The organism is Nonomuraea dietziae, assembly GCF_014195505.1.
GTDB classification, from domain to species: Bacteria; Actinomycetota; Actinomycetes; order Streptosporangiales; family Streptosporangiaceae; genus Nonomuraea; species Nonomuraea roseola.
Window position 1 is genome coordinate 7,851,430 of record NZ_JACIBV010000001.1, and the last position, 20,979, is coordinate 7,872,408.

Below are 20,979 nucleotides of genomic sequence, written 5' to 3' on the forward strand. Positions count from 1 at the left end.
GCTCAGGCGGGGAGCGGCGCGGTCAAGGGCTGACGGCTCAGGCGGGGAGCGGCGCGCTCTCCGCCCGAGCGTCAGATCTTCTCGGCCACCGCCCGCTTCAGGACGTTGCCCACCTCTTCCATCCGGGCGGGGGACATGCGGTCCTTGATCGCGGTCACGCTCACCGCGGCGACGGGCGCGGTCCTGCCCATGAAGACGGGGGCGGCCACGCACCGCACGCCGTACTCGTTCTCCTCCAGGTCGAGCGCGTAGCCGCGCTGCCGGACCTGGTCGAGGTGGGTGGCGAGCTTGCCCGGATGGGTGATCGTGTTACGGGTCCTGGTCGACAGCGGGCCATACCTTTCGGCCCACGCCCTGATCGCCTCGTCGGTCGGATACGTCCAGGCCAGCAGCGCCTTGCCGACGCCCGTGCAGTGGGCCGCGTTGCGGCCGCCCACCACCGAGGTCATCGTGATCGAGCGGACCGCCTCGACCTTGTCGAGATAGACGACCTCGCTGCCGTCGAGCATCGCCATGTGCACGGTCTCGGTGAACTCCTCGCTCAGCCGCAGCAGCAGCGGCCGTACGAGCGTGCGCAGGTCCATCGTCTCGTAGAACCTGAAGGCAGTCGCCAGCATCTCGGTGCCGAGGAAGTAGGGGCCGCTGGGCTCGGGCTGGGCGGCGAAGCCGCGGTGCTTGAGCGCGCCGAGCAGCCGGTGGAGCGAGCTCTTGGGGAGGCCGAGCCGGGTGGCGAGCTCGTCGAGCGTAACGCCCCTGCTGTGTTTTCCGATCTCCTGCAGGATGAGCAGGGCGCGATCGACGCTGCCGACGGGGGACTGGGCCTCAGCCACTGCATTCTCCTCATGTTCCGCTTTGTGGAATGCTAGCGCGTTATGCGGAACCGGGCGCGTTCCGAGCGGCCTTCTCGTTTCCAGCGCCGCGGGAATGGGATAGAAACTCCGAGTGATCCCGATCAACGGCGACGACCCTCGGCAGATCGGCCCGTACCGCGTCGTGGGCCGGCTGGGAGCGGGCGGAATGGGCGTCGTGTACGCCGGGCTCGGCCCGGACGGCGTGCGGATCGCGGTCAAGCTCATCCACGCCTCCTTCGCGGCGGACCCCGAGTTCCGGGCGAGGTTCGCGCGCGAGATCTCCGTTCTGGGGCGCGTGCGAGGCGTGTGCACCGCGCGGATCCTCGCATCCGACGCGAACGCGGCGCGCCCATGGCTGGCCGCCGAGTACGTGCCGGGGCCGACGTTGGAGGAGTACGTCCAGGCGAACGGCCCGCTCCAGGGCGACCGGTGGTTCGGCCTCGTGGCCGGGCTGGCGGAGGCGCTGGCCGCCGTTCACGCCGTGGGCGTCGTCCACCGTGACATCAAGCCCTCCAACGTGATCCTCTCGCCGAGCGGCCCCAGACTCGTGGACTTCGGCATCGCGCGAGCCCTCGACGGGACATCGGTGACCCGGTCGGGGACCCTGATCGGGTCCCCTGGATGGGTGAGCCCTGAGGAGTACCGCAGCACGCCGGCCGCGACGGCCGCCGACGTCTACGGCTGGGGGATGCTCGCCGTGTACGCGGCGACGGGCAGGCCGCCGTACGGCACGGGCCGGCCCGAGGTCCTCGCGATGAGGGTTCTCAACGACCCGGTGGACACCTCGGCGGTCCCCGCGTCCCTTCGCGAGCTGGTCGACAGGTCGCTGGCCAAGGAGCCGTTATCCCGGCCCTCCACGCAGGAGGTCCTGGAAGCCGTGTCGGGGGCGTGGCGGATCGGCGGGGCCGACGAGCTGACGGCGCGGCTGGACCGCACGTGGGTGCTTCCCGTCGAGGACGTCCCATGGCCCTGCCGTAGGGGCGGCGGTCGCCGGACCGCGATGGCGTACGTGGCGGCCGTGCTCGTCCTGGGCGTGGCGGCGGCCGCCGCCCTCCGGCTCCTGCCGGAGGCCGAGCCGTCGGCGCGCTCCACCCTCACTGCCACCGCGACGGCCTCCAGGCCGCCGGTGTCCGCGAGCGACTCCACACCCCCGTCGCCCGACACCTCCTCGACGGAGCCCACCCCGTCCTCGGAGCCCACCTCGGCGTCACCGTCCACTCCGGCGCAGCCCGAGCCGCCGCGGACGCCCACCGAGCTGGCCGCCGTCCTCGACCTGGCGCTGGAGGCCACCCCCGCGGCGAGCTTCTCCTTCGAGGGCGGCTTCACCCAGAGCAGCGCCTCCGCGAAGGCGACCGGCCGTACGGTGACCACCGACCACGGAGGGAGCGACCTCGACATGCTGGTCGAGGGGGGTGACGACAGGCCGAGGGCCCGCTACGTCGTCCTCGACGGCGGCACCCTCCACCCCGGCGACGAGCGGGTGTCGGTCCTGCGGCCCGAGAGCCCCGCATGGGTCACCCTGATGATCGCGGGCACCGCCGGACCGTCGATCATCCGCGAGGTGGTGGCCAACTCCACGCGGATGAGGAGGAGGGGACACACCTACACGGGAACCATGGCCATCGACCAGACGAGCGGGCTCCTCCGCGATCTCCTCAACTCCTGGGCGGGCGGGGACGTCGAGCGGACGAGCCCTCGTTCGTACCTCACCTACAGCCTCTCCACCGACCCGGACGGCAGGCCGCGGCGCTTCAGGCTCACCTGGTGCGTCCCCACCGGCGACAGCGGCATCTACAGGTCCGACTTCATCACCACCTACCGCGCCTGGCGGTCCGGCGGCCGGATCGACAAGCCGTGAAGGGCGGGCACGGCGCTCTTCGCCTGCCGATCCCTCGTGATGACGGCCACACGCCCCGCGGTCGCGCGAGCGGAGAGGTCGGCTTCGTGTAACTCCCCGGTCATCCGCTTATGTCATGATCCACAGGATCTTGTGGGCATTGTTGACTGGAGAAGAATGATCGCATTAGCACGTCGCACGCTGCGCGCCGTACTCGCGGGCGGTCTGACCGCCGCCGTGGTGATCGGCCCGGCGGGCGCGCCGGCGGAGGCGGCCGTGGCCGCCGCCGTCCTGGTGGACTTCACCAAGCCGATCCGGACCATCTCGCCCGCCGACATCGGCGTCTCGATCACCGGGTACGGCGAAGGCTCGTACATCACCAACGACGCCAAGCACCGCGAGCACCTGCGCAAGCTGGGTGTGGGTCGCATGCGGATGGAGCTCCACTACCAGGAGCCCGGAAACCATGACAGCCCGATCATCTGCGGCGGCTACAAGTGCGCCACGGAGGTCTCGGGCGACGCCTGGATCACCGCCATCCGCGACCTGGGCGCCGAGCCCGTCGTCATCCTCCAGGTGGACGGGCGGCAGAGCGCCGAGGTGAACCGCGGCGACGCGGTGGCCCTCTACAGGCACTTCGCCGCCACCGGAAAGCCGGTCCAGCGCTTCATCCTCGGCAACGAGCTCAACTGCGCGTGCACTCCGGACAAGCCCGAGATGCCGGCCGGCGAGTACAGCAGGCGCTTCAACCTGATCGCCGACGCGCTGCGGGCGGAGAACCCCGCGGTGAAGGTGGGCGGTCCTGCCACGGCGTGGAACGACCTCGGCTACATCAGGACCTTCCTCGAGGGCTCCCGCGACCGGGTCGACTTCCTCGACTACCACGACTACGGCACCGGCTCCGAGCCCATCACCGACGAGGCGCTCCTCGGCAGCGTGATCCGTCAGTACGAGACCGACATCAAGGAGGTGAGCGCCCTGGCCGAGTCCGTTCTCGGCAGGAAGGTCGAGCTCCAGATCGGCGAGTTCAACTCCGACTTCGACGACCCCGACGGCCACCGTACGCTGACGCACTTCAACACGCTGTGGGGCGCGGCTGCGCTCGGGCAGATGCTGCACGCGGGCGCCGGCGCCTTCCAGTACGGCGACAAGAACGGCCAGCTCGGCCTGACCAGCACCAAGGGCGAGGGCGGCATCCCGCGCAGCGAGCCGCTGCCCATCTACCACGGCATCGGCATGTACACGGGCGAGGGGCTGTTCAGACCCTTCGGCAAGACCGTCGTGCAGGCGAGTGCGGACACCGACAAGCTGCACGTGTTCGCCTCCGACCACGCCAAGAACGTGGTCCTGGTCAACGTCGGCGCCGACCAGGTCGAGGCGGGCCTGACGCTCACAGGAGTGACGGCTGGGACCGCCGCCGTCTGGCGGAGCACCCAGGACGCCTGGGCCCCGCACAGGACGGGAACCGCCACGATCACCGGCGGCAAAGCCACCGTCACGCTGCCGCCGGGCTCGGTGACGACGCTGGTGATCGACCAGCAGGGCCTCTCGGCGACCTACTACGACAACGTCGACCTCACCGGGGCCATGGCCACCAGGATCGACTCCACCGTGAACTTCGACTGGGGGCAGGGCGCCCCTCACCCGGCCGTCGGCCCCGACACCTTCAGCGTGCGGTGGACGGGGAAGGTGGTGGCAGACAAGGCCGAGACCTACACCTTCATCACCACCACCGACGACGGGGTGCGGCTGTGGGTGGACGGCAAGGTGCTCATCGACAACTGGACCGACCACTCCAAGCGTGACGACACCGGCCAGATCGCGCTGAGCGCGGGGCCGCACGACATCAGGATGGAGTTCTACGACAGGGGCTACGACGCCATCGCCGAACTGCGCTGGTCGAGCCCGAGCATCCCGCGCCAGGTCATCCCGGCCGACAAGCTGCTGGCAGGCTAGGCGCCGGCCGTACCTGCCTTCGCGGCGGCGAGCGACCGGCGCGGAGACGTCAGCGGCGCCTCGACGCGGCCTGGGCGGACCCCGTCAGCGGGCCGGGCCCACCACCGGCGCCCACTCCCTGACGCGGGTCACCTCCACACCGGGCGTGCGGTAGTACGGATCGGCCTCGAGCAGGCGCTCGACCTCCGCGCGCTCGCCGGTGAAGACCAGGAGCGCGCCCGAGTCGTCCGCCCACGGCCCCGCCGCGAGCAGGCGCCCCTCCTCGTGGAGCCGAGCGAGGAACGACCGGTGTGCGGGACGGGCGGCAAGCCGTTCGGGGGTGGCGGTGAAAGCCAGCTCAAGGATCATCATGCGGCCGAGAGTATGGTCGGACGATGGCGAGTTCAGTATCAGCCGATACACCGGCGCCATGGCGGGCGCTGGCCGCCGTCCCTCTGCTGGTGACGCTGCCCGAAGACCGTCTTCGTGCGCTGTGGCGCGACTCGCTGCCGCGCCGCCACCACGCGGGAGAGGTGCTGCGCGGCATCGGCGATCCGGCCGAGCACCTGCTCGTGCTGTTGCGCGGCAGGGTCTGCGCCACCGCCGGCACGGCCGCCGGCAGGGTCGTCCGCTTCGGCGAGTGGGCAGGGCCGTGTGCGCTGGACAAGGTCGCCGTGATCGACGGCCGCGGCCACACGGCCACGCTCACGTCGATCACCGCCTGCAGCGTGCGCAGCCTTCCCCGCGCCCGGTTCGAGGAGCTGGTCGACGACGTGCCCTCGGTACGCCGGCACGTCCTGCGCCTCCTCGCCGACCAGGCCAGGCGGCAACAGGAGCGGTTCGCCGACGCCGCCATGCTGCCCGTGGAGGCCAGGCTGGCGAGCTGGCTGCTGGCGCGGGCCGCGGCGTCGTCCCGCGCGCGGGTCGAGCTGCCGCAGACCCAACAGGAGCTCGCCGACCTGCTGGGGACGACCCGGGTGACGGTCAACCGCGCACTCTCAGCGCTGCGCCGCGACGGATTGGTCGAGGTCACCCGCCGCGCCGTCGCGATCCTCGCGCCCGAGCTCCTCGCCCTGCGCGCCCACGCCCCCTCGCGCCGCGAGGCACAGCGGTGAACCCCGGTCGGCGGTCATCGGTCAGAAGCGGCGGCACTGGTCTTCCTTGTCGCCACCGACGGAGTTCCCGCTCCCCGTCGGCTTCGGGCTGTTCTCCTTGCACTGCAGGTCGCCCTTGACCGAGTTGCGGTGGATCTGCGCCCCCTTGCCGTTGCCGACCACCTGGATGTCGCCGCCGACCCGGTTGCCGTTGACCCGCAGGTAGCGCCGGTTGGCGTCGAGCTGGACGTCGCCGTTGATCCGCGAGGAGGTCACCGTGGCGGCGCCGCCCTGCTTCACCTGGACGCTCCCGCGCACCACCGAGCCGCCTAGCACCGACACGGCGCGGGCGCCCTCGCCCTGGACGTCGCCCTCGACGTTCACGTCGCGGGCCACCAGGGTCGCGCCCCGCTCGACCTTGACGGTGCCCTTCACCCTGGTGCCGGCAAGAGCGCAGGTCGCTCCCTGCGGCACGCGCAGGTTGTCGACGGTCGCGGCGCGGATGGTCCCCCTGCAGGCGCGCTCGTCGGCGAAGGCGGGGGTGGCGACGACCAGCCCGCCGAGAACGCCTCCGAGGACGGCTCCGGCCATCGTCAGCTTGACCCTGTTCATCTCATGCCCTCCGGTCGGCTTCGGACCCGGGCCGCTGCCCGGTCACCTGAAGGATGTCGGCCGGCGGTGAGCGCCACGTGAGGCGAACATGAGCGTCTTCTCACCTGAGCGGCGCTCTCCGTGCTCTTCCTGTACGGCCTGGCACGGGGCCGTACAGGAAGAGCACGGGCCTGGCGTCGGACGGCGCGGGCCTCACTCCGGCTTCCACCGGGAGAAGGCCGCCTGCACCTCATGAGGCGCGTGGGTGAGGGCGGCCCTGGTCGGGTTCGGCCGGAGTGACGCGGGGGAGGTGAACGACGACGTCGTAGGCGTCGAGGGGGCTCACGCCGCTGTAGTACGTGCCGTGACGCTGCTGGGAGACGGCCCGGACGGCTGCGGCGTCGGCCGGCGACAGGCGCCGCAGGTCGGTCGCGAAGGGTCCGTCGTGGCAGGCGGCCATGAGCGCGTCGAGGCTGCCGGGCTGGGGCGCCTCCTCCAGCTCCGTGAACAGCGTGCCGGCATAGAAGTCGGACGAGGTGTTGAGCGTCTGGCCGCTCGCCGAGGTCGTGCCGATGACCAGGTAGTCCTCGCCCAGCCGATCGGCCAGGTGCATGCCCATCGACGGCGAAGGGGACATGCCGGGCACGGTATGGGGCCAGCGCTGGACGTGGCCGTTGTGGGCGGCGAGGACGATCCGGCCCTCCCTGTCCAGGATCCACTCGACCGTGTCCGCGATCGTGGCCTCGCGGTCGAGCGTCATCCCGTGCTGGTCGCCGCGAGCCAGGTCCCGCAGCATCGCGTCAAGGGTGATCGTGATGCTCAGCGAACGGAGCGCGCGCTCGTAGGCGTCGGCCGCCGTCCCCCTGAGGTAGTCGAGGCGCCTGGCCGTCATGCGGGCCCTGAGATCGGCCAGGCCCGCCGTCAGCGCGTCCCTCGTCGCGGGTGCCAGCTGCCCGTAGGCGGAGAAGGCCGCGGGCGCGGAGAACGCCGACGCCGCCGCGAAGGCGGCGGCCGTCTCCCGGATGGCCGGATCGACCTGGAATCCGGGATCGGCCTGCGCGAGGTAGGCGGTCACCGCGTCCAGGCCGGGCAGCAGGGACACCATGGAGCCCGGCATGTCGATCCCGTGGAAGCCGACGGGGTGCGCGGCGGTGCGGTTGTGCCGCCGCATCCACTCCAGGTGGGCGCGCATCTGCTTCCACAGCCCCATCAGCGACGTCATGCCGTTCGCCATGACATGGCCGAGCCGCTCCTCGCCGCCCCTGACCCAGGTGTCGGGCAGGCGTCCCTCGACGAAGCCCGACTCGGTCGCGTAGGCGCTGAAGCCGTGCCGTTCGACCAGATAGCGCAGCAGGCGGTGGCGGAGTTCGTAGAACTCGCGGTTGTAGTGCGCGCTCTCTCCGATCGCCACCACCCGCGCGTCGCCGATCGCCAGGTCCAGCCATTCGAGATCGTCCAGCGGCGCGGCCGGATCGAGCGTGGTCAGCGGTATCACCGCCTCGTCACTCAGCCTGGCGGATGTCGTCACAGCTTTCGCGTTCACAGACGGCTCCTTGCTTTCCCATTTTTGGGAACGGTACCAGATGTGGGACCATGTGGCGATGGACATGCTTGGCCTGCTCCTGCACCCGGTGCGGCTGCGCATCGTGCACGCCATGTCGGGAGAGCGCACCCGCACCACGTCCGACCTGTGCGCGCGCCTGCCCGACGTCCCCAAGACCACCGTGTACCGGCACGTCGGCCTGCTGGCCGAGGCCGGAGTGCTGGAGGTGGAGAGCGAGCAGCGGGTGCACGGCGCCGTCGAACGGCGCTACCGCCTGCGCAGGGAGCAGGCGGTGATCGACCGTGACGCGGCCGCGTCGATGTCCCTGGACGACCACCGCCACGGGTTCACCGCCGCCATGGCCGCGCTGCTGGCCGAATTCGACGCCTACCTCGACAGGGAGCGCGCGGACCCGACCGCTGACTCGGTGTCCTACCGGCAGTTCCCGCTCTGGCTCAACCAGGACGAACTCGCCGAGCTGATCGGCGACATCACCGGCGCCATCGTGTCGAAGATGCACAACAAGCCCGCGCCGGACCGCAGCCCCCATCTGCTGAGCACGATCCTGTTCCCGACCGAGGAGCCGCCGCGGCCTCCGAGCGGCTGAAGGGGCCCCGCTGACCCGTACGGCGTCGGGCAAGGCTTGACGGTGTTCTTGCCGTGGCCGTCCCGACCTGGTGCGCGTCGCCGTCGTAGTGTTCATGCATGGTTCCACCGGAGGACTCGCAGCTGCTCGACACGGCGACCCGGCTGTTCGCCGCGATGGGCTACGACGGGACGCCGATCGAACAGATCGCGGAGGCGGCGGGTGTGGGCGTGGCCGACCTCAGGCGCGCCTTCGGCGGAAAGCGGGAGCTCTACCTGGCCGTCATGGAGCGCTGTCACCAGACCGAGCGGGCCTCACTGGACAAGGACCTGGCCCAGATCTCCTGCGCCGACCCCGCGGCCTTCGCGCGCTCCATTCACTTTCTCATCGACGGCTACATCGACTTCGCGGCTGAGCACCCCTACATCCATGCACTGTGGATGCATCGGTGGCTGTCCGACGCCATTGACGTCGAGGAGCTCGAGTCTCGCTACGCCCGGCCGCTCTACACGGCGATCCTCGAGACGCTGCAGCCAGGGGTGGCCGCGGGATACATCGGCTCGGATGTCGATGTGGAGTACGTGCTGCACTCGCTGATGTGGTGCGTGCACGGCTTCGGGCAGGGCGGGGTGCCCGACAGCGGACGCAACGGATTCTCCGACCCGCGGGCGCTGCACCGCTTCAGGGCCAACATGCACCAGATGGTCCATCGGGCCCTCCGCCTGCCGGAAGACCACGAACCGCGGTTCTGATCCGCCTCACGTCGAAGGCCCCGTGACAGCCGCGACATCCAGCTGCGACCCTCGACGCATGGAAGAACTGATCAAGGCGTTGACGGAGGGCGAAAGCCGGATCATCGCCCTCGTCCCCGAGATCGACGGGCTGGAGGGCGCGGGCGTCACCACGGTCGCGGCCGCGGCCTGCGCCGATCCGAGGGTCGTGAAGCGCTTCCCCAACGGCATCGCCTGGTTGAGCGTGGGCGCCGACCGGCCGGAGATGCTGACGGATCAGATGGTCGATCGAGCTTTCGAGGTGAACGGCGAGAGCGACCCTGACACGGACTGGCTCGAGGCCTTCTCGACCGGCCGGCTCATGGACGGCGGCGAGTGGCCAGGCCCGCCGGGAGACGGACTGCTGGTGCTGGACGGGGTGCGCGATCCCTACCTGCCCCTCGCGGCACTGGTCATCGCCGACCACGTCAGCGTGCTGGTCACCGCCAGATCCGCCCGCGTGCTGCCCGACGACATCCCGGTCATCGCTCTGCCCGTACCGCGCTGGCCGCTGCTGGAGCGGCTGTCGGGCGAACTCGGCGTCCGACCCGCGCAGGAGCCCGACCTGAATGACCCACGCTCACGTGCGGCGGCCGTGCGCGAGGTGCTGAGCGCAGGGCTGGCCGGGCTGAAACTGCCGGGCAGCGTGGCCCGCCTGACAGAGCTCGGCGTCTTCGCCGACGAGGCCAACATCCCCGCGGGGCTGGTGCGGCTGCTGTGGAAGCGCACCGCCGAGCTGGAACCGCTCGACTGCGAGCTCACGCTGACCGGGCTGAGCGCGCTCGGCGTGCTCTCCCGCGCGCCCGACCGCGAGGTGGTGATGATCCCCGACGTGATCCGCGGCCACCTGCGAGCGGAGCTGGCGGCCGCCGGATCCGGGGAGGTCCACCGCGCCCTGATGGAGGCCGTCGTCGAGGCCCCCCACACGGCGTTCTCCGCGGAGGACGCCAGGTATTTCCTTTTCTATCTGCCCGACCATGCGGCACAGGCGGGTGACGAGGTGTCCGACATCGTCTGCGACGGGGCGTGGCTCGCCCGCAAGCTGAACCGTTTCGGCATCGCGGCCGTGGAGCAGGACCTCATGCGTGCAGGGACACCGCTGGCCGAGCGGCTGCGCCGCACGCTCGCCCAGAGCATGACCGTGCTGGAGCGGCCGGAGCTGGTGGCGCCCCCGCTGCCGACGCTGGCGGCCACGCTCGCCTGCCGCCTGTACGGGATCCCCGAGACGGCTGACGAGGTGAAGATGCTGCTCAGCCGGCTCGGCGCCGCCTGGCTGGAGTGCCTCTGGGCTCCGCCCGACCTTCCCCATCCGGCGCTGCGCCGGGTCATGGGCCGTGCCGAGCCGCTGAACGGGGTGGCGATCAGTCCCGACGGGTCCTGGCTGGCGACGGCGGGCGGCAACGGCAGGGTCAGGATCTGGAACCTTGACGGCAGCGTCGAGGCCACGCTCTCCGGTCACGACGACGACGTCAACGACGTGGCGATCGCGCCGGACGGCACGTGGCTGGCCACCGCGGGCGACGACGAGACCGTGCGGCTCTGGGACGACGACGGGACGGAGCGGGCCGTCCTGCACGGGCACGAGGGCGCCGTGCGGCGCGTGGTGATCGCACCGGACGGCAGCTGGCTCGTCTCGTGCGCCGCCAACGACCTGCGGGCCTGGTCGGCGGACGGGACCCTGCTGTGGCAGGTGGACATGACGGTTATGTCGGACTCCAGGCCGGTCATCGGTGCCGACAGCTCCTGGGTCGCCTTCGTGGACGATGAACGCGAGAGCGTGCTGGTGTGGACGCGCGAGGGCAGCCTGCGCGCCGAGCTGGCCGATGGAGAGGAGGGCGCCAGGTACGTCGCCGCGCACCCGGCCCGCGACCTGCTGATCACGGAACACTGGGACGGCTGGATGCGCATGTGGAGCCCGGACGGGGTGCCGCTGGGCGCGATCGAGACGGACGGGCTCATCTTCGGCGCTCTGACCGCGGCGCCCGACGGATCCATGGTCGCGGGAGAGGGGTCAGGCAGCGACGTCCTGCTGCGGGCCCTCGAACCGGTCACCGACTCGCGCCTCACCGGGCACAGCACGCCCCCGAGCGACGTCGCCTTCAGCCCGGACGGCACCTGGCTGGCCAGCGTCAGCGACGACGCCACCGTCCGCCTCTGGGACGCTGGCGGCGGCCTGCCCGAGCCCGACGAGCACCTGCGCCGCGAGTCGATCCGCTCGCTCGCCGTCGCGGCCGACGGCAGCGTGCTGGTCACGGCGGGCTATCGCGGGCTGACCTTCCGGGACACGGAGGGCCGCGCGCTGCGGGCCGTCCACGAAGAGGAACGGTTCGACGCGGTGGCCATCAGCGCCGACGGCTCCGCGCTCGCCGCCGTGGACGACGAGGACGGCCTGCTGTGGTTGCTGGATCGCGACGGCGAGATCCGCCATCAGGTACGGCTCAGCGAGCCGGGCACCGCGCTGGCCCTCGCGCCCGACGGCTCCTGGGCCGCCGTGGCGACGGAGAACGAGCTCGGATTCTGGGAGGCCGACGGCCGGCTACGGACCGAGGTGCCCGTCGTGGGGGCGGAGTACCTGGCCATGGCGCCCGACGGCAGCTGGCTGGCCGCCGCCCGCTCCGACCACGTGCTGCTCTTCGACGCGCGAGGGCGGCGGCTGGGCCCGGCGTTGGACGCGGGCGACGAGATCACGGGACTGGCCGTCTCGCCACGCGGCGACTGGGTCGCCGCCACCACCGGGCAGGGCGCGATCCTGCGGTGGGACCCCGAGGGCAGGCTCCTGGCCGAGCTCGAGGCGGCGGCGGCGGCCACCCACCTGGCGGTGGGCCCGTTCGGGTCGTGGCTGGCCACGGTGTGCTTCGACGACGCGGTGCGGGTGTGGGACGTGCAGGCGGGCGAGTGCATCGCGGCGATCCACCTGGAGGCCGGGCTGGACGCGTGCGCGTGGACGCCCGGCGGCACCCGCCTCTACGTGACGGGGTGGGCCGGGCTCCACGGGTTCGCCCTGCGCCTGCCGCCCCAGGGCCAGCAGGCCCATGCCTCATGATCGCAGGGCGTGGCGTGCCTTCGCCGAAGGGCGTGCGCCCAGCGGTTCGTGGAACCGCTGGGCGCCGGTGTTCCAGCGGGCTCAGGAGGCGTTGCGCAGCTCCGCCCCCACGATGCCGTCGATCCAGCTGCGGTAGTGGGTCACGTCGGTCCAGATGCCGACGCCGGGACCGCCGTCGGGGTTGGTGGAGCAGCCCGCGCCGCCGTCCCTCCGGTCCTCGTAGTCGTCGCCGTCCCTCGAGGTCGCCCCGATCAGCTCCCACCTGCCGGCCACCATGCGGATCTGCGGACCGCCGGAGTCGCCGTTGCAGGCGCTGGCCGCCCGCCCGCGGCTGTCGCCGGTGCACAGTTCGGCGCCTCGCGCGAGGTCGGAGCACTTGCCGTCGGTCACGCGCACGGTGTCGAGCTCCTGCAGCTGCCGAGGCTCGCAGGCGGGGTCCTCACCGTCCTCGCAGACCAGGCCCCAGCCGATGACGCGGGTCGGCTGGCCCACCTTTCCCGGGTCGGCGGCGACGCGGATGGGCTGGAGGGAGACCTTCCGGTCCAGCTGGACCAGCATGATGTCGCTCTGCTGCTCGCCGTGCCCGCCCCGCTGTCGCCAGCCGGGATGGGTGACGACCCGCTTGATGCTGGCGACCTCTCCGCCCTTGCCCTTCTCGAGGGAGCCGACCCGCACCTGAGTCCTGCCGGGCCTCATGAGCCCCTTGCAGTGGGCGGCGGTGACGACCCAGTCCGAGGCGATGAGGGAGCCGCCGCAGTGATGGCCGGGCTCCCTCCGCAGCTGGAAGGAGACCATGAACGAGTAGGGCTCCTTCACGTCCCTTCCACCGATGATGGCGGGGCGGCCCGCGCCGGGGGCGGCGGCGGTGACGGCGCCCGCGCCGGGGGCGGCGGCGGTGACGGCCGCGGTGGCGGCGGGGGCCAGCGCGAGGCCGGCGACCATGAAGGCGGCGAGCACCGCTGATCGCCTACGAGTTGCCTTGAACACACACATCTCCATCAGTTGAGGGGTATGGCTGGAGCTTGACCGATGGTTGCCGCTTTTGTCCAGCTTTCGACCGGTTCGCACCGGAAACGAAGGATACGCAAGGTTATCTATGCCTTTGGCAGATTTTGAGGGAGAGTCGCCTGCGGAACACGTGGCCGAGAGCTCCGGGGCGGGAGGTCTTCGTGGTGCGGTGGCCGCGGCCGGGCGGCCGGCCTGTCCCGGCGAAACGTCGATAATCCTCATATGGAAAGCTGCCTGACCATCTCCGACAACGCCGAGGCCGGAGTGCTCGTCCTGGGCGGATCCAGCGGCCGCGTCGAGGCGGGCCGCTGCGCGCTGCTGTCCGCGCACGGGATGACCGCGATGTCCATCCGCTGGTTCGGCGGACCGGGTCAGCCACCCGGCATCTGCGAGGTGCCGCTGGAGACCTTCGTGTCCGCGCTCGACCTGCTGGCCGCGACGGGAGTGTCGCGGCTGGCCGTGCTCGGGCTGTCCAAGGGCGCGGAGGCGGCCCTGATGCTGGCGTGCGTCGAGCCGCGGGTCCAGGCGGTGGTCGCCCTTTCGCCCTCATCGGTCGTCTGGGCCAACGTCGGGCCAGGGCCGGACGGCGTCACCGTGCCGTACCGCTCATCGTGGACATGGCGCGGGCGACCCGTCCCCTTCGCCCCCTACCCCGCGCAGTGGCCGACGGAGGGGCCGCCCACCTCCTTCCGCGCGTTCTACGAACGCGGCCTGGCCGCAGCGCCTCCCGAGGCGGCCATTCCGCTGGAACGCACTCGGGCGGAGGTCCTCCTGGTGGCGGGCGGCGACGACCTCATGTGGCCGTCGCTCGCCTTCGCCGACGCACTGGCCGGGCGCCGTGAGGTTCGCATCGTCAGCCACCCGTCGGCGGGGCACCGCCCGCTCCTTCCCGGCGAGGCTCCGCCTCCGCCGTCGCCGTCCTATCTGTACGGCGGGTCGCCCGACGCTGATGCCGCCCTGGGGGCGGCGGCCTGGCCCCGCATCGTGGACATGCTGAACCGGCCGAGCGTGTGACGCCGGCGACCCGGTCCGCTCCGCCGAGCACTGGCGAGCGGCCCGCGACGGCGAGCCGAACCCGTGGCACCTCTCGAAGGCGGCCGCGCTCCCTCGCGGCCCGGGCACGGCCCAGCGCGCTGTGACAGGTGTGCGTCAGATCACAACCCCGCATGTCACAGCCGTCCTTCCTCGATCCGTCTGGAACGCGAGGCGGAAGAAAGGACGGATCATGACAGCAGGTCGTTTCGTCAAGGTCGTCACGGTGCTGGCCGCGATGTCCATGCTGGTCACCGGGGTGTGGGCGCGGGTGGATCCCGCGAGCTTCGCCGAGTGGGCCAACTGGCCGAACCACGTGCACTTCCTGCACGACGCGGGTGTGTTCCAGATCGCCATCGGTCTGATGTTGCTGTGCGCGCTGTGGTGGCGCGACGTCGTGGTGGTGGTACTGGCGGGCTTCGTGTTCGCCAACACCTTCCACGCGTTCAACCACGCGGTCGACCTCGAGCTCGGTGGCGGCAACGCCAGCGACCCGTGGGCGTTGCTGGCGGTCTCGGTGGTGGCCGCGGCGGGGCTCGCCGTCAGGCTGCGCACGCTTCACATCCGCAGGAACGCCAAGGAAGGGGCGAGCGCGTGAACGTCCTGCTCGCGGGGGCCACCGGCACGCTGGGTTCGGTCCTGGTCCGCGACCTGCTCGCCGCCGGTCATGCGGTGCTGGGACTCACGAGGTCCGCCGGCGGCGCCCGGCGGCTCGCCGAGGCGGGCGCCGTACCCGTGGTGGCGGACATGATGGACCGCGAGGCGCTGCTGGCCGCGCTCGACGGCCGGCAGGCGGACGCGGTCGTCCACGAGGCCACCGCGATCACCGGGCTGCCGCTGTTCCACCGGGCCCTCTACGCCACCGACGCCCTGCGCGACCGCGGCACCGCCCACCTCATCGAGGCGGCGAAGCTGGTGGGCGCGCACAGGTTCGTCACCCAGTCGTTCTTCCTGGGGTACGGCTACCGCGACCACGGCGAGGCCCCCGTCACCGAGGAGCGCCCCTTCGCCGAGCTCGGCCAGGGCGCCTTCGACCCTCACATGCGCTCGATGCGCGCCAACGAGGAGCAGGTGTTCGGCGCACCGGGCATCGAGGGGATCTCCCTGCGCTACGGGATGTTCTACGGTCCCGAGGCGTCGACCAGGAAGCTCATGGACATGACCAGGAAGCGGATGCTTCCCGTTCCTGACCCTGCGGGCACCGTCTCGCTCATCCACATCGAGGACGCCGCCTCCGCCACGGTGGCCGCCCTCGAACGCGGCGTGGCAGGCCGGGCGTACAACGTCGCCGACGACCATCCCGTCCGTTTCGACGACTACGTCAGGGCCCTCGCGGCGGCGGCCGGCGCGCCCGCTCCGCTACGGTTGCCCAGCGCCCTGCTGCGCCCGATGCCGTACATGTACGCGCTGATGGTGGGCACGCGCATCCGGCTGAGCTCCGAGCGGGCGAAGCGCGAGCTGGGATGGGCGCCCGCCTACCCCTCCTACCGCGAAGGGCTCGCGTTCGCGACGTAGCCGCATGTGTTCATCTCTCCGTGACGGGAGCGCGCCCGGCATTCGATCGCGGGATGCCTGGCGCGCCCAGCGGTGCCGTCCGCGTACTTCGCGATCGTTTCGGTCAGGTCGCCCTCGCGCTGCACGATCCCGCGCAGGCGCCGACGCGCCCCATGACGGCCCGCCGTCCGGGTGGGCTCGGCGAAGATGGAAAACTGGGTTGTCATGGACATCTGCCGCAGGAACAACGTAACGGTGACCGGCCGCTCCGACGGGCCGGTGGTCGTGCTGGCACACGGATTCGGCTGTGACCAGAACATGTGGCGCCTGATCGTCCCCGCCTTGACCGAGCGCTACCGGGTGGTGCTCTTCGACTACGTGGGCTCCGGCGGTTCGGAGCTGTCGGCGTGGAGCGAGGACCGCTACGCGTCGCTGGACGGCTACGCCCAGGACGTGGTGGATGTCTGCGACGAGCTGGATCTTGAGCGGGCCGTGTTCGTGGGCCACTCGGTCAGCGCCATGATCGGTGTGCTGGCCGCGCAGGCCGCCCCGGAGCGGATCGGGGCGCTGGTGATGGTGACCCCCTCACCGTGCTACATCGACGACGACGGCTACCTCGGCGGGTTCACCGCACACGACATCGACGAGCTGCTGGCCGCGCTGGAAGCGAACTACCTGGGCTGGTCATCCACGATGGCCCCGGTCATCATGGGCAACCCCGAGCGCCCCGAGCTGGGGGAGGAGCTGACCAACAGTTTCTGCGCGACCGATCCCGACATCGCGCGGGTCTTCGCCCGCACGACGTTCCTGTCCGACAGCCGTCAGGACCTGAAGAGCGTGCACGTGCCGACGCTGGTGCTGGAATGCGTCCAGGACGTCATCGCCCCGCGCGAGGTCGGCGCGTTCGTGCACGCCGCGATCCCCTCCTCCCGCCTGGTCAGCTTGGACGCCACGGGTCACTGCCCTCAGCTGAGCGCGCCGGAGGCCACCGCGCGGGCCATCCTGGACTTCCTGGAGTCCCTGTGATGTGCCGGACGGGGCAGGACCCCGAATCGTCCGAGACCGAGGACGAGGCCGACACGGACGCGCTGTTCATCGCGCTGCTGGAGGACAGCGCCGAGGAGCTGTACGAGTCGGCGCCCTGCGGGTATCTGTCCACGCTGATGGACGGCACCATCGCCAAGATCAATGCCACGCTGCTGCGCTGGCTGGGCATGGAGCGCGAGGCGGTCGTGGGGCGTAGACGTTTCACCGACCTGCTCACTGTCGGCGGCAAGCTGTACCACGAGACCCACTTCGCGCCGCTGCTGCGGATGAAGGGCGAGCTCAGCGGCATCGCCCTGGAGATGAAGACCGCCGACGGCGGCCGGCTGCCCGTGCTGGTCTCCTCCACCGTCAAGCACAGCGGTGAAGGCGAGCCGCTGCTGATCCGCACCACCGTCTTCGACGCCTCCGACCGCCGCACCTACGAAGAGGAACTCCTGCATCGCAAGCGGGAGGCGGAACAGGCCAGGGCGGAAGCCGAGCAGGCACGCGCGGAGGCGGAAGAGGCGCGGCGGCAGGCCGAGGCCGACCGCGTCCGGCTGGCCGACGCCCTGGCCGTGCTGCAGCAGTCGCTGCTGCCGGCATCGCTGCCGGCCGCGCCGGGGCTGGAAACGGCCGTCTACTACCACACGGCCTCCCCCGACCGGCTGGGCGGCGACTTCTACGACCTGTTCCCCATCGACGGCGCCCGCTGGGGCTTCTTCCTCGGCGACGTGTGCGGCAAGGGTCCCGAGGCCGCGGCCCTGACCTCCCTGGTCCGCTACACCCTGCGCGCCGCCGCCCTCCACGACCCTGAGCCGGCTACCGCCCTGGCCACGCTGAACGCCGTCCTGCACGAGCGGTACGCCGCCAGCGGCGACGTCCGCTACTGCACCGCCATCTTCGGCGTCGTCGACACCGGCTCCCGCCCTGGCCACGCCACTGTCCGCCTCGCTTCCGGCGGGCATCCCTCGGCCCTGATCCTGCGGGCAGGCGGCCACGCCGAGTTCCTGCCCACCCCCGGCGGCCTGCTCGTCGGTATCCTGCCCAGCGCGCCCGCCACCACCGCCGAGACCGTCCTCGAGCCCGGAGACACCCTCCTGCTCTACACCGACGGCCTGACCGAGGCGCGCACCGGGCCCACCCACAACAGCCTGTACGGCGAGGACGCCCTGCACGCCTTCGCCACCGCGCATGCTCCCTGCACCCCCCAGGAGGCGATCGGAGCGCTGAGCGAGTTGCTGGACAGCTTCGGCGACGGTCTCGACGACGACACCGCCCTGCTCGCCCTCGGCGTTCCCGCCGTTCCTCCGCACCCTCTCCCGGCAACGAAACACGACCGATGAGCTCGCTGACCATCACCGACAGAGACGCCGCCGCCGGACCCGTCGTGGAGGTCACCGGCGACCTCGACTACACCCACGCCGCCGCCCTGCGCCGACAGGTCGAGCGCCTCACGCTCCGACCAGGCCAGTGCCTGGTCATCGACCTGGCCGGCCTGAGGTTCTGCGACTCCAGCGGTATCACCGCACTGCTCGCGGCCCGCCAGCACGCCCTGGCCGCCGGCGCCGACATCGCTCTGGCCGCCGTTCCCGCCAACACCCTGCGCATCCTGACCGTCATCGGCCTCGACCGGATCTTCACCCTCCACCCCGCCGCCAGCACCGCCTGACCGTCATCCCGCGCACCCCACGGAAGCGAAGGTCGCGGCTGCTAGCATCGATATATCCAAATATTTAGATGGATGTATGGAGGCGCGCGATGTCCAAGGTGCTGGTGGTCGGGGCGGGGGCGCTCGGGCAGGTCTTCGGCTCCTGGCTGGCCGAGGGGGGAGCCGAGGTCAGCTTCCTGGTGCGGCAGGGCAGGGAGGGCTGGGCCGAGGACGGGGTGGAGCTGTTCCGGCTGAGGAAGGGCCGGCCGGCGGTCGGGAGGCGGCTGGTGCCGCACCAGGTGACCAGCCGGCCGCCGCGAGAAGCGTGGGACATGGTGTGGCTCTGCGTCGACTCTCCCGCGCTGCGCGGAGACTGGACGCGTGAGCTGCGCGCGGCGGCCGGTGCGGCGACCGTGGTCACCATCGGCCAGGACCCGCACGACCTGGACACCCTGGCCGGGGTCTGGCCGCGGGAGTCGATCGTCCAGGTGACGCCGACACTGCTCGCCTATCAGGCGCCGCTGAAGGCGGAGGCGCCAGGCCAGGGCGTGGCCTACTGGGTGCCGCCCGGCTCGGCGATGGGGGTCGCGGGGGCGCGCGCCCCGCAGATCATCGACGCGCTGCGGCGCGGCGGCGCGCGGGTGAGGCGGGTGCGCAAGGCCGGGTCCGGCGAGGTCACCGCCGCCAGGATGGTTCCTTACATCGCCGCGATCGAGAGCGCGGGCTGGTCGTTGCGGGCCGTACGGAGGCGGTTGGGAGGTGCGGCGGCGGCCAGCCGCGAGGCGGTCGCCGTGACGGCGGCTCAGCACGGAGGGCGCCCTCCGTTGTCCGTGCCGGCCCTGGGCCGTGGGAATGGCCCTGCGCGCGCTGCCGTTGCTGACCCCCTTCGACCTGCAGCGCTATCTGGAAGCGCACTTCACCAAGGTCGGCGCGCAGACCCGGCTGATGCTGGACGGCTGGATCACCGAGGGCGCCGCCCGCGCGCTCCCCGTGACCCACCTCGCCGCCCTTCGCGGCTCCCTTCCCGAAGGAGCGCCGGCGTGAGCGGCCCGGTGGCGGCTCGGGACGTTCTCGCCCTCTTCTCGCAGACCAGGCCGCTGTTCACCGCGCTGGGCGACGAGCGCAGGCAGGAGATCATCGTCTTCCTCCTGGAGTCGACCGATCCGCGCAGCGTCGGAGAGATCGCCGCCCACCTGAACCTGTCCCAGCCCGCGGCCTCCCACCACCTGAAGATCCTGCGCGACGCGAGGCTCGTGACGGTACGGCGCAGCGGCACCCAGCGCCTGTACGCCCTCAACGCCGCGGACTACCCGCAGCTGCTGACGCCGATGCGCGACCTCGTCACGCTGATCGTCTCGTGCGCCATGGCATCACCTCCGCAATGACGCGCTGAAGGGGATCTGGTAAGCCAGCGTTCCATGGTTACCCGAGACGAAGGAAAGTTTCTAGAGGGTAGCCACTAGGGAAAATTTCTTCCCCGAACTTATTGACCTTGGGCCTGACCAATCGCAAAGCTCTTGGCATGACGGTCACTGTCCGCGCGTTCGCCCCCGGTGACGAGCACTCTCTGATCGAATCCTGGAACCGGAGCCTGCCGGCCGACCCCACGACCGCGGCGTGGTTTCGCGACTGCGTCCTGCTCGACCCCAACTTCGAGCCTGAAGGCCTGCGCGTGGCCGTGGCGGAGGGCCGCGTGGTGGGGTGCGCCTACGCCGTCCGCCGGTTGACGCCGCTCGCGCCGGGCACGGACCTGGAGCCCGAGGCCGGCTGGATCCCTTTCTTCTTCGTCGCGCCGGACCACCGGGGTGGCGGGCTCGGACGGCGCCTGCTCACCGAGGCGCTGGAGTTCCTGCGGGCCAGGGGCAGGACGCGTGTCGACTTCGCCTCCTACACGCCCAACTACGTGCTGCCCGGCGCAGATCCCGAGCTCTACCCCGACGGGTTCGCCCTGCTGACCGATCTCGGGTTCGCCACCCTCTACTCGCCGGTCGCGATGGACCGCACGCTGGTCGGCTACCTGACACCGCACGACGTGCACGAGCTGCGCGCCAAGCGGGAGAGCGAGGGGTACGGCTTCCGCAGCCCGGCCGACGGTGAACTGCCCGAGCTGATCAGGTTCGCGGCCGACGAGTTCAACCCCGACTGGGGCGAGGCGATCCGCCACCACAGGGACCCCACCCGCATGGTCATCGCCAAGAAGCGGGACCGGCTGGTGGGGTTCGCGCTGTATGCCGCCTACCGCGGCATCCCCGAGCGGTTCGGCCCCTTCGGCGTGGACGAGGGCGAGCGGGGCACCGGGCTCGGCAAGATCCTGCTCCACCTCACGATGACGAGGATGCGGGCCGAGGGCCTGCACTCCTCGTGGTTCCTCTGGACCGGAGTGGCCAGCCCCGCAGGACACCTGTACGCCAGGGCGGGATACCAGGTCACCCGCCGCTTCCACGTCATGAGGTGGACGGCATGACACATGGCCGCCGGACTCCGCACAACCGAGCCGCAAGCGGTCCCAAGTGATCCGCAG

Annotated in this window: 19 protein-coding genes; 14 read left to right on the plus strand and 5 right to left on the minus strand. The window is 71.4% G+C overall.

What is annotated here, in order from left to right:
* Positions 1–71 precede the first annotated feature (71 nt).
* Positions 72–830, minus strand: a complete 759-nt coding sequence (locus FHR33_RS37410; RefSeq protein WP_183658184.1) for an IclR family transcriptional regulator — start codon at positions 828–830, stop codon at positions 72–74.
* A 112-nt stretch (positions 831–942) separates the two neighbouring features.
* Between FHR33_RS37410 and FHR33_RS37415 the strand changes: the two genes are divergently transcribed.
* Together FHR33_RS37415 and FHR33_RS37420 are read left to right on the plus strand one after the other, a co-directional pair.
* Positions 943–2,709, plus strand: a complete 1,767-nt coding sequence (locus tag FHR33_RS37415; protein ID WP_183658187.1) for a serine/threonine protein kinase — start codon at positions 943–945, stop codon at positions 2,707–2,709.
* Positions 2,710–2,865: 156 nt separating this feature from the next.
* Complete coding sequence (locus FHR33_RS37420; RefSeq protein ID WP_183658190.1) at positions 2,866–4,644, plus strand: PA14 domain-containing protein; 1,779 nt, start codon at positions 2,866–2,868, stop codon at positions 4,642–4,644.
* Between the two features lie 84 nt (positions 4,645–4,728).
* Here the strand turns inward: FHR33_RS37420 and FHR33_RS37425 are convergent, their stop codons facing one another.
* Positions 4,729–4,995 (minus strand): YciI family protein, encoded by a 267-nt coding sequence (locus FHR33_RS37425; RefSeq protein ID WP_183658193.1) that lies wholly within the window; start codon positions 4,993–4,995, stop codon positions 4,729–4,731.
* Positions 4,996–5,018: 23 nt separating this feature from the next.
* On the opposite strand from FHR33_RS37425, the gene FHR33_RS37430 reads away from it, so the two are divergent.
* Positions 5,019–5,738 (plus strand): Crp/Fnr family transcriptional regulator, encoded by a 720-nt coding sequence (locus FHR33_RS37430; RefSeq protein WP_183658196.1) that lies wholly within the window; start codon positions 5,019–5,021, stop codon positions 5,736–5,738.
* Between the two features lie 21 nt (positions 5,739–5,759).
* On the opposite strand, the gene FHR33_RS37435 is transcribed toward FHR33_RS37430, so the two are convergent.
* Together FHR33_RS37435 and FHR33_RS37440 are read right to left on the minus strand one after the other, a co-directional pair.
* The gene (locus tag FHR33_RS37435) at positions 5,760–6,329 is read right to left on the minus strand and encodes a hypothetical protein (RefSeq protein ID WP_183658198.1); all 570 of its coding nucleotides are present in this window, start codon (positions 6,327–6,329) and stop codon (positions 5,760–5,762) included.
* Positions 6,330–6,558: 229 nt separating this feature from the next.
* Positions 6,559–7,851, minus strand: coding sequence for an erythromycin esterase family protein (locus FHR33_RS37440; RefSeq protein ID WP_221241408.1), 1,293 nt, complete (start codon positions 7,849–7,851; stop codon positions 6,559–6,561).
* 58 nt (positions 7,852–7,909) lie between these two features.
* Here FHR33_RS37440 and FHR33_RS37445 point away from each other — a divergent pair, with 58 nt between their 5' ends.
* The 3 genes from FHR33_RS37445 (at position 7,910) to FHR33_RS37455 (ending at position 12,250) form a co-directional block, all read left to right on the plus strand.
* Positions 7,910–8,458 carry a helix-turn-helix domain-containing protein gene (locus FHR33_RS37445; RefSeq protein WP_183658201.1) on the plus strand — a complete coding sequence of 183 codons (549 nt, stop codon included), beginning with the start codon at positions 7,910–7,912 and terminating at the stop codon, positions 8,456–8,458.
* 98 nt (positions 8,459–8,556) lie between these two features.
* Positions 8,557–9,189: a TetR/AcrR family transcriptional regulator gene (locus tag FHR33_RS37450; protein WP_183658204.1), complete on the plus strand. Its 633-nt coding sequence runs from the start codon at positions 8,557–8,559 to the stop codon at positions 9,187–9,189.
* 58 nt (positions 9,190–9,247) lie between these two features.
* Positions 9,248–12,250: a WD40 repeat domain-containing protein gene (locus FHR33_RS37455; RefSeq protein ID WP_183658207.1), complete on the plus strand. Its 3,003-nt coding sequence runs from the start codon at positions 9,248–9,250 to the stop codon at positions 12,248–12,250.
* 81 nt (positions 12,251–12,331) lie between these two features.
* Here the strand turns inward: FHR33_RS37455 and FHR33_RS37460 are convergent, their stop codons facing one another.
* Complete coding sequence (locus FHR33_RS37460) at positions 12,332–13,237, minus strand: S1 family peptidase (protein ID WP_221241409.1); 906 nt, start codon at positions 13,235–13,237, stop codon at positions 12,332–12,334.
* Positions 13,238–13,480: 243 nt separating this feature from the next.
* Between FHR33_RS37460 and FHR33_RS37465 the strand changes: the two genes are divergently transcribed.
* From FHR33_RS37465 to FHR33_RS37500, 8 genes are all read left to right on the plus strand, one after another.
* Entirely contained in the window at positions 13,481–14,272 is a 792-nt protein-coding gene (locus FHR33_RS37465) for an acyl-CoA thioester hydrolase/BAAT C-terminal domain-containing protein (RefSeq protein WP_183658211.1), read from the plus strand.
* Between the two features lie 211 nt (positions 14,273–14,483).
* On the plus strand, positions 14,484–14,888 hold the full coding sequence (locus FHR33_RS37470) for a hypothetical protein (protein WP_183658214.1): 405 nt from the start codon (positions 14,484–14,486) through the stop codon (positions 14,886–14,888).
* Positions 14,885–15,805, plus strand: coding sequence for an NAD-dependent epimerase/dehydratase family protein (locus FHR33_RS37475; protein ID WP_183658216.1), 921 nt, complete (start codon positions 14,885–14,887; stop codon positions 15,803–15,805). The genes FHR33_RS37470 and FHR33_RS37475 overlap by 4 nt, the downstream gene beginning before the upstream one ends.
* A 204-nt stretch (positions 15,806–16,009) precedes the next feature.
* The gene (locus tag FHR33_RS37480; protein WP_183660528.1) at positions 16,010–16,810 is read left to right on the plus strand and encodes an alpha/beta fold hydrolase; all 801 of its coding nucleotides are present in this window, start codon (positions 16,010–16,012) and stop codon (positions 16,808–16,810) included.
* Positions 16,810–18,153, plus strand: coding sequence for a PP2C family protein-serine/threonine phosphatase (locus tag FHR33_RS37485; RefSeq protein WP_183660529.1), 1,344 nt, complete (start codon positions 16,810–16,812; stop codon positions 18,151–18,153). The genes FHR33_RS37480 and FHR33_RS37485 overlap by 1 nt, the downstream gene beginning before the upstream one ends.
* On the plus strand, positions 18,150–18,479 hold the full coding sequence (locus tag FHR33_RS37490) for an STAS domain-containing protein (RefSeq protein ID WP_183658219.1): 330 nt from the start codon (positions 18,150–18,152) through the stop codon (positions 18,477–18,479). The genes FHR33_RS37485 and FHR33_RS37490 overlap by 4 nt, the downstream gene beginning before the upstream one ends.
* An 89-nt stretch (positions 18,480–18,568) precedes the next feature.
* Positions 18,569–19,843: a metalloregulator ArsR/SmtB family transcription factor gene (locus FHR33_RS37495; protein ID WP_183658221.1), complete on the plus strand. Its 1,275-nt coding sequence runs from the start codon at positions 18,569–18,571 to the stop codon at positions 19,841–19,843.
* A gap of 137 nt (positions 19,844–19,980) precedes the next feature.
* Positions 19,981–20,922, plus strand: coding sequence for a GNAT family N-acetyltransferase (locus FHR33_RS37500; protein WP_183658224.1), 942 nt, complete (start codon positions 19,981–19,983; stop codon positions 20,920–20,922).
* Positions 20,923–20,979 lie beyond the last annotated feature (57 nt).